General features: G+C 60.7%; 7 protein-coding genes and 2 tRNA genes. 5 read left to right on the top strand and 4 right to left on the bottom strand.

The window, feature by feature from the left end; translation table 11 throughout:
• Positions 1 to 69: 69 nt before the first annotated feature.
• The 4 genes from B7X49_RS17330 to B7X49_RS17345 form a co-directional block, all read right to left on the bottom strand.
• Positions 70 to 1011 (bottom strand): PAS domain S-box protein, encoded by a 942-nt coding sequence (locus B7X49_RS17330; RefSeq protein WP_286704433.1) that lies wholly within the window; start codon positions 1009 to 1011, stop codon positions 70 to 72.
• 194 nt (positions 1012 to 1205) lie between these two features.
• Positions 1206 to 1925: a DJ-1/PfpI family protein gene (locus B7X49_RS17335; RefSeq protein WP_286704434.1), complete on the bottom strand. Its 720-nt coding sequence runs from the start codon at positions 1923 to 1925 to the stop codon at positions 1206 to 1208.
• 91 nt (positions 1926 to 2016) lie between these two features.
• Positions 2017 to 2403 (bottom strand): hypothetical protein, encoded by a 387-nt coding sequence (locus B7X49_RS17340; protein WP_286704432.1) that lies wholly within the window; start codon positions 2401 to 2403, stop codon positions 2017 to 2019.
• Positions 2404 to 2505: 102 nt separating this feature from the next.
• Positions 2506 to 4080, bottom strand: a complete 1575-nt coding sequence (locus tag B7X49_RS17345; protein ID WP_286704431.1) for a peptide chain release factor 3 — start codon at positions 4078 to 4080, stop codon at positions 2506 to 2508.
• 45 nt (positions 4081 to 4125) lie between these two features.
• Between B7X49_RS17345 and B7X49_RS17350 the strand changes: the two genes are divergently transcribed.
• The 5 genes from B7X49_RS17350 (at position 4126) to B7X49_RS17370 (ending at position 6274) form a co-directional block, all read left to right on the top strand.
• On the top strand, positions 4126 to 5211 hold the full coding sequence (locus tag B7X49_RS17350) for an acetoin utilization protein AcuC (protein ID WP_286704430.1): 1086 nt from the start codon (positions 4126 to 4128) through the stop codon (positions 5209 to 5211).
• A gap of 16 nt (positions 5212 to 5227) precedes the next feature.
• On the top strand, positions 5228 to 5713 hold the full coding sequence (locus B7X49_RS17355; protein ID WP_286704429.1) for a DUF192 domain-containing protein: 486 nt from the start codon (positions 5228 to 5230) through the stop codon (positions 5711 to 5713).
• 44 nt (positions 5714 to 5757) lie between these two features.
• Positions 5758 to 5831, top strand: a tRNA-Pro gene (locus B7X49_RS17360).
• A gap of 19 nt (positions 5832 to 5850) precedes the next feature.
• Entirely contained in the window at positions 5851 to 6162 is a 312-nt protein-coding gene (locus B7X49_RS17365; protein WP_286704428.1) for an ETC complex I subunit, read from the top strand.
• A 35-nt stretch (positions 6163 to 6197) separates the two neighbouring features.
• Positions 6198 to 6274 (top strand) — tRNA-Arg (locus tag B7X49_RS17370).
• Positions 6275 to 6461 lie beyond the last annotated feature (187 nt).

The following is a 6461-nucleotide window of genomic DNA, read 5'->3' on the forward strand; positions in this document are numbered from 1 at the left end:
TCGATGATCGCAATCAAACGGAATCCATGATCGCGATCCACCGGAATCGATGATCGCGATCAAACGGAATCAGTGATCGCGATCCACCGGAACGCGCAGGGTGTTTGACGAAATGGCCTGCATGGTTAGCTGAAGCTTGTCGAGCGCCTGGTTCAGATCGGTACGGAGCTTGTCGAATTCAGGGATGAAAGGCTGGTCGATCCGTTGTTCCAGATTACCTTCGGCGAGCGCGGTGAGGGCGTCGCCGATTTCGGAAACCGCGTGGACGCGTTTGGTCACATCGGTTGCGAATTTGACGACTTTGACGATTTTGCCCGATTTGTCGCGAATTGGATTGTAGGTTGCCTGGAGCGTAATGATCTCGCCCTTTTTGGTAACACGTCGGAATTCCGCAGCCTGGAATTCGCCGTTATTCAGATCAGCCCAGAACTTCGCATACTCCGGACTGTCACGGTACGCGGGTTCGACGAAAATCCGATGATGCTTTCCAATGATTTCCTGCAGGTCGTAACCAATGGCCCCGGTGAAGTTCTCGTTTGCAGTGATAATCAGGCCGTCGGGGGTGAATTCAATCATCGCCTGGGAGCGGCTGATCGCAGCGTTTTGCCCCGCATAATCTTCATTGAGCAGGCGGTCTTTCGCATCGGCCCATTCAACGACGAATCCTATGGGTTTTCCCCCCTGGCGCAGGGGCGTTACCAGAAGGTCGAACGCGTGTTTGCCAACCCTGATGGTCGCGTTATGCGGCTGACGGAGACTGGCGAGCATCGTGCGCTGGTGGGTTGGGTTTTTATGAAAAATGTCGATATTGCTGCCGATCAGCGTATCCATGCTGAATCGGGGCAGTTCTTTTTTGAGATCGTCTTCAACATTTTTCAGTAATTTGTGAACCGCCGGGTTCATATATGTAATATTTAATTTTTCGTCCGAAATCATCACGTTCGTACGGAGTGAGTCGATGCTTGATATTTTGGCGGTCAGTGATTTTGATCTGAATAAACGATCGAGCACAGGCAGACTCCTTTGGTGGCCGCGATGAATGGCTGGACGATAGCGATCGCCCCAGTCAGCGGACTGTGTCGATCCGAAGCATTTTATCGCAACCAAACATTGCGGCTTTATTAACTAAAAAAAATATTTTGCCGCCTGCTACGTGCCGATTGCGACGGGCGTGGAGTGTTTGGTGGCGGGCGCGGCAGGTGCGATCAGGGTCGAGCGAATTGGGGAGGGGTGGATTCGTTGCGGGGTGGATGGCCGGGTGTGCTCCGTTCGATGATCGCTTCCCGCTCTGCCCGGCTGGCTGCGCCAAGGGCGCGGGTTGCCGCCAGCACTTCCGGCGGGGCGGTTTCGGGGGTGCCGGCGTTGAAGGGGGGTTCGGGGGCGTATTCGAGGGATAGTTGGATGGTTTCGGCGGCGGATTGGCCGGCGAGTTCGGCGGCGAGGGTCAGGGCGAAGTCGATGCCGGCGGTGACGCCGCCGCCGGTGACGATGTTGCCGTCGCGGACGACGCGGGCTTTGACGGGCGTGGCGCCCAAGCGGGCCAGCAGGTCGAGCGCGGACCAATGGGTGGTGGCGCGTTTGCCGGCGAGTAGGCCGGCGGCGCCGAGCAGGAGGGCGCCGGTGCAGACCGAGGTGATGTAGCGGGCGGTGTTCGCCTGGGTTTTGACGAAGGCGAGGATGGTTTCATCGGTCAGCAGGGCGTTGATGCCGACGCCGCCGGGGATGCAGATGATGTCGAGTTGGGGGCAGTCGGTGATTGTGGTGGTGGGGGTGAGGATAAGGCCGGTGGCGGTGGTGATGGGGGTTAGGGTTTTCCAGATGAGGTGGAGTTGGGTGTCGGGGAGGGTTGCGAAGACCTCATAAGGGCCGGTGAGGTCGAGTTGCTGGACGCGGGGGAAGGTTAGGAGGCCGATGTGGAGGGGCATGGTAGTCAACTAAATACACAATTTATTAAAACTTTTAAGTAGGAAGTTATATCCACCTTACAATCACCATAATATTCAATAGACACAAACACTATTCCATTCCTATTTCAGATCGAATACTTTTCAGTATAGAAGAAACTAACTGAGCATTTGCATTTTTTACGCGAAAAAATTCTTTTTCATTTATCGAATCTATAAATCGAATATATATTTCTTGCTCTTCCATTGTACCGTAGCACATCATTTTTGCTCGATAGCTACCAATCTTGTTTGCTGCATTCTGGAGCACTTCGATGCCACTATTATGATTCATCGCATCGACAAATTTACTCATATCTGGAAGTAGGCCATCGAACATGTCTACTCGTCTTTTTAGGCGCTCTTTGAATATCTCATGCTTTCTATTTTCATTTTGCGACAAAGCCCAAATAATTAGACTAACTATCACCGCAATATATGGTGCGATTTTGAACAACATCGTTGTCTCCACGTAATTTCTCGAACACTCGTAATTTATAGAGATGAGTTAGCAAGAGTTTTTTGGTTCTTTTTTGCAAAAAAGAACGCCTTGCTTTGCCTTTTACGCCACCGACGTCTCATGCGTCGCCGAGAAGTGAATCTCCGGCGCGCGCTCCTGCGCATAGCGCAGCGACCAGGTATCACGGGCCAGGAACACCGGGCTGTCATCGCGGTCGAGGCCCATGGTGGATTGGTTGGCGTCGATGAAGTCTTTCAGGCGTTTGGGGTCGGCTGAGGTGATCCAGCGGGCGGTGGTGTAGGGGGAGGCTTCGAAGCGGATCGGGATTTTGTATTCGGTGTCGATGCGGGCGGCGAGGACGTCGAGCTGCAGGGCGCCGACGACGCCGACGATCCAGTCCGCGCCGAGCATGGGGCGGAAGATTTGGGCGACGCCTTCTTCGGCGAGATCTTCGAGGGCGCGGCGGAGTTGTTTGGCGCGCATCGGGTCGGCGAGGATGATGCGGCGGAGGATTTCGGGGGCGAAGCTGGGGATGCCGGTGAAGCGGAGGGGTTCGCCTTCGGTGAGCGTGTCGCCGACGCGCAAGCTGCCGTGGTTGGGGATGCCGATGATGTCACCGGGCCAGGCTTCCTCGGCCAGCGAGCGGTCGCGCGCGAAGAAGAAGATGGGCGCCTGGATCGCCATGGTTTTGCCGGCGCGGACGTGAAACAGTTTCATGCCGCGCTGGAAGCGGCCGGAGCAGATGCGGGTGAAGGCGATGCGGTCGCGGTGGTTGGGGTCCATGTTGGCCTGGACCTTGAAGACGAAGCCGGTGACGCTGGGGTCGGATGCGGCGACGGGGTGAGGTTCGGCGCGCTGGGTGGTGGGGGCCGGGGCGAATTGGGAGAGCATGGCGAGGAGTTCGACCACGCCGTAGTCTTTCAGGGCGCTGCCGAACAGGACGGGGGTGAGGTGGCCGGCGCGGAAGGCGGCTTCGTCGAACGCGGGGTAGGCGCCGGTGAGTTCGATCGCGTCCTGGACTTCGGCCATCTGGTCGGGCGGGACGGTGACGGGGGCGAAGACCTCGCCTTCGGGGGAGACGCGGCCGATCGGGCGGTGTTCGGCGATGTTCCAGCAGCCGCGAAACAGGCCGCCCATGCCGATCGGCCAGACCATCGGGCAGACATCGAGGGCGAGGGTGCTCGCGATTTCGTCGAGCAAGGTGAAGGGGTCCTGGCCTTCGCGGTCGATTTTGTTGATGAAGGTGATGATCGGGATGTCACGCAGGCGGCACACTTCGAACAGTTTGAGGGTCTGGGCTTCGATGCCGCGGGCGGCGTCGATCACCATGACGGCGGCATCGACCGCGGTGAGGGTGCGGTAAGTGTCCTCGGAGAAGTCCTGGTGGCCTGGCGTGTCGAGCAGGTTGAAGACGACATCGTGCCAGGTGAAGGTCATGACCGAGGAGGTGACGGAGATGCCGCGCTGGCGTTCGATCGCCATCCAGTCCGAGCGGGTGTTGCGGCGCTCGCGGCGGGCCTTGACCATGCCGGCTTCGTGGATGGCGCCGCCGAACAGGAGGAGTTTTTCGGTGAGCGTGGTCTTGCCGGCATCGGGGTGGGAGATGATCGCGAAGGTGCGGCGGGGCAGCGCGCCCTGGGTGGTGGCGTGTTCGGGGATCAGGGTCATGTCGTCCATCAGCGGGTTATAGCAACCGGGGGCGGCAATGTGTAGGGAAAGCCAGTGACCCCTGCCCGGTTCATCAGTGCCGATATCTATCGTGAGCCGATTGCGGTGCCGCCGCATCCGCTGGCGACCTTGCGCGCGCCGCTGGCGGAGGATTTGGCGCGCGCGATGGGGTGGCTGGGGGATCGCCAGTTCGTCGCCGCACCGCTCGCGGAAAGGTGCGCGTTGGAGCGGTTTCACGCGCCCGATTATATCGATGCGCTGATGCGGGCCGAGGCGGAGCAAGGGTTGCCGGATGAGCTGCGGGCGCGGTTTCGGATCGGGGCGGATGCGAACCCGATTCACCCGGCGGTGTACCGGCGGCCGGCGACCTCGGCCGGGGGCGCGATGCTGGCGGCGGCGCTGACGGCGGATGGTGGGGTGGTGCAGGTGCCGGGTGCGGGCAATCATCACGCCTGGCCGGCGCGGGCGAGCGGGTTTTGCTACATCAACGACGCGGTGCTGGGGATTCTGCCGTGGCTCGATCAGGGGTTGCGGCGGGTGGTGTACCTCGATCTGGATGCGCATCACGGCGATGGGGTGGAGGCGGCGTTTGCGGATGATGCGCGGGTGCTGACCATCAGCGTGCATGAAGCCGGGCGGTGGCCGCGCACGGGACTGGCGTCGGATACGGCGCGCGGGGTGATCAATTTTCCCGTGCCGGAAGGGTTCAATGATGCGGAGCTTGGCTGGGTGATGGCGCACGCGATCGTGCCGATGATCGAACGATTCCGGCCCGAGGCGATCATGCTGTTGCCGGGGGCGGATGCGCTGGCGGATGACGCGATGAGCCGGTTGGCGCTGTCGAACCACGGGTTATGGGCGGCGGTGGCGGCGGTGCGGCCTCTGGCGCCGCGCCTGATGGTGCTGGGCGGCGGCGGCTATAATCCCTATGCGCTGGCGCGCGCCTGGGCGGGGATTTGGGCGGTGCTGAACGATATTCCCATCCCCACGACCCTGCCGCCGGCGGCCTTGGACGTTCTGGGCGGGATACGCTATTTCCGGGGTGCGGCGCGGCCGCGGCCGGCGCATTGGTTGACCGCGCTGGCCGATCCGCCGCAAGACTTGGCGGTGCGGCCGGCAGTTCGGGCGCTGGCCGCCTGAATTTTGGAGTGGATCGATGAAGCGACTAACCGGATTTGTGCTGGCGTGCGTGGTGATCGGCGGTGTCGGCATCGCCCACGCCGATAATAAAATCACCGGGCCGCAGAAACCGCTGGCGACCGAAACGCTGACCATCGTCAATCAGCACGGCAAGCGCTTCACCTTCAAGGTGGAACAGGCGATGACGCCGCGCCAGCAGGAAATCGGCCTGATGTTTCGCAAAACCATCGCGGCGGATGAAGGCATGATTTTTCCGTGGGACCCGCCGCAGGTTTCGGAAATGTGGATGAAGAACACGCTCGCGCCGCTCGATATGGTGTTCATCGGGCCGCATGGCACGATCCGGCATATCGCCGATGACACCGTGCCGCAGAGCCTGCGGGTCATCTCCAGCCACGTGCCGGTGGCGGCAACCCTGGAATTGCAGGGCGGCATCACAGCCAAGGACGATATCGACGTGGGGGACAAAGTGATCGGCAAGCAATTCGGCGATGACAAGTAAGTTGCTTGCGCTGAAGCCGCACCCGGCATAGGAAGCGGATCATTCGGGGCGTGGCGCAGCCTGGTAGCGCGCTTGTTTTGGGTACAAGAGGCCCCCGGTTCGAGTCCGGGCGCCCCGATGCTTTACGAGGAACCGATATGAACCGCGCCCGCATCTATTTGCCGCCGAAAACCGCCATGCAGTCCGGCTGGGCGAAAACCCACCGCTGGGTGCTGGAATTCGAGCCCGCCATGGCGAAAACCATCGACCCGCTGATGGGCTGGACCGGCTCAGCCGATATGCTCGCAACCGAGGTGCGCCTGTCGTTCGGTACACGCGACGAAGCCATACGCTACGCCGAACGCCACGGCATCGCCTACGACCTCGAAATCCCCACCGAACACACCCGCAAACCCAAAGCCTACGCCGATAACTTCAAGTTCGACCGCCGCGCCAACTGGACCCATTGACGCCAACCACAGCGCCAGCAATTGATCCCAGCAACGGCCCCGTAGCTCAACTGGATAGAGCACCCGCCTTCTAAGCGGGATGTTGCGTGTTCGAGCCACGCCGGGGTCGCCAACCGCCGTCGGGCGGGGTTGGACGGGGTGTGGACTTGGAAGAAAGCAAGGCCAGGGGCTCTGCCCCTGGACCCCGTTAAAGGCGGAGCCTTTAAAATCCATTCGTTTTAGGCAAGGGGAGGGCGACCCAGGCCAGATCGACGGAACCACCGAGGCAGCGCCCTCCCCTTGCCTAAAACTAGCGGGTT

This window comes from Acidiphilium sp. 34-64-41 (assembly GCF_002282635.1).
Taxonomy (GTDB): domain Bacteria; phylum Pseudomonadota; class Alphaproteobacteria; order Acetobacterales; family Acetobacteraceae; genus Acidiphilium; species Acidiphilium rubrum.